2 protein-coding genes are annotated in these 2001 nt (G+C 47.1%); one reads left to right on the top strand and one right to left on the bottom strand.

The features are described 5' to 3' along the window. A partial coding sequence (locus RMO27_RS18585) for an MOFRL family protein (protein WP_309735277.1) occupies positions 1–875 on the top strand: 875 nt, incomplete at its 5' end. A gap of 270 nt (positions 876–1145) precedes the next feature. Here RMO27_RS18585 and dusA read toward each other — a convergent pair. After that, the coding region (dusA, locus tag RMO27_RS18580; protein ID WP_309735276.1) for a tRNA dihydrouridine(20/20a) synthase DusA at positions 1146–2001 on the bottom strand (856 nt) is incomplete at its 5' end.

The raw sequence follows: 2001 nt of genomic DNA, 5'->3' as shown, positions 1-2001 counted from the left end.
CGCCGCGCGATTGGAATGCTTTAAACGAACTATTAACCAGCCCACCGACTGCCGAAATTAGTCAGGAAACTCAACAATTAATTCTGGCGGCTTTATCGAGCCAATCGATCGATCTTACTGCTGTTAATCCCGAACAAAATATCTCACTACCAGCATTACAAACAATCGGGACAGCATTATTAGGTAGTGGCTTATTGATCGAGAAAATTAATGCCGTGAGATCGCAGATCGATCGATTGAAAGGTGGTGGATTAGTAGATAGAGTGGGTGCGGGTAAAGTAATTGGATTGATTTTATCTGATGTGATTGACGATCCGATCGAGTCGATCGCTTCGGGTTTAACTAATCATCAAAATGCTGATAATATTTTCGTTGGTAATAATCGGCAGGCTTGTGAAGCTGTCAAGCAATCGATCGATCGTGAAGGGGAATATACAGCAGAAATTGTGATGACTAATTTACAGGGAGAAGCGCGGGTTCGCGGTGTCGAAATTGCGCGCAGAATTATTACCGAACCGAGTAAAACTGTTTTAATTTATGGTGGTGAAACTACTGTTAGTTTGCCAGAAAATTGCACAGGTAAAGGTGGCCGGAATACCGAATTAGGATTAGCCGCTGCCATTGAATTGGCCGAACATGATGTTCCTGCGTGGATAATTACGCTGGCGACTGATGGTACCGATGGCCCGACGGATGCGGCGGGAGCGACGGTAAATGAACAGACGATCGAACGTGCTCTGGCATTGGGATTGGATGCGAAACTGGCACTCGATCGACATGATAGTTATCCATTCTTTCAGCAATTGGGCGATCTGCACCTGATTGGGGCGACGGGGACTAATGTGGCGGATATCACGATCGCGATTCGGCCATAAATTGAGAGTACTTAGTTGGCAATCGCCCTCAAATGAATTTGGGGCTAAGAGCAGAAGTCCGTTTTAACGGACTGAAAGATTGGCTTTTAAAAACTAATTCCTTTTAATTATAAAAATTTACGAGTTACGAATTAACAGATTATACTTGAGTCAATTGTGAAATTGTTTGCGCTGACAACAATAAAATGCTCTAATTCATCAGTCCATTTCAATGGACTTTCGCTCTTAGCCCCAAATTCATTTGAGGGCGCGCTAGAACTAAGCATTTGTTCAAGCAGCCGCACAATCTGGTATCTCTGCCAATGCCCGTTCGACAACTTCTACCCCCGCACCTGGTAACACAGCTTGCTCCGTAATTAGCCGCTTCCAGATCCGGCTTCCTGGCTGCCCGTGGAATAGCTGCAACATGTGACGGGTGATGCTGTTGAGTTTGCCTCCTTTGCTCGTCCACTCTTCGATATAGGGTAGCATCGCAGTAACAATTTGCTGGCGGCTGGGGGATGGCGTATCGTCGCCATAGATGTCTCGATCGACCGTAGCGAGTAAATAAGGATTGTCATAAATAGCCCTGCCGATCATCACCGCATCGACGAGTCGGAGCTGGGTTTGGACTTGCTCCAAGTTGGTAAAGCCGCCATTAATCTCGATCGAGAGGTGGGGAAAATCCTGTTTGAGCCGATGGACATCCTCATAACGGAGGGGTGGGACTTCGCGATTTTCCTTGGGACTCAAGCCCTGTAACCAGGCTTTGCGGGCATGTACGGAGAACCGCTGGCAGCCAGTTTGGGAAACGATCGAGACAAATTTGACTAGATCTTCATAACTATCGACTTCATCGACGCCAATTCGATGTTTGATCGTGACTGGAAGTTTGGTAGCATTTACCATCGTGGCGATACATTCAGCCACCCGTTCGGGTTGGAGCATCAGACAGGCACCAAAGTTACCATTTTGGACGCGACTGCTGGGACAACCGACGTTGAGATTGACTTCGTCATAGCCGAATTTTTCAGCAATTTGGGCGCATTGAGCCAAATCTGAGGGATTGTCGCCGCCGATTTGGAGGGCGAGGGGCTGTTCGGATCGATCGAATCCTAACAGCTTATATTTATCGCCATGTAGGATC

Origin of the sequence: Chamaesiphon sp. OTE_75_metabat_556, assembly GCF_031378165.1 — a bacterium.
GTDB lineage: Bacteria > Cyanobacteriota > Cyanobacteriia > Cyanobacteriales > Chamaesiphonaceae > Chamaesiphon.
This window is presented reverse-complemented; position numbering and strand designations above follow the sequence as displayed.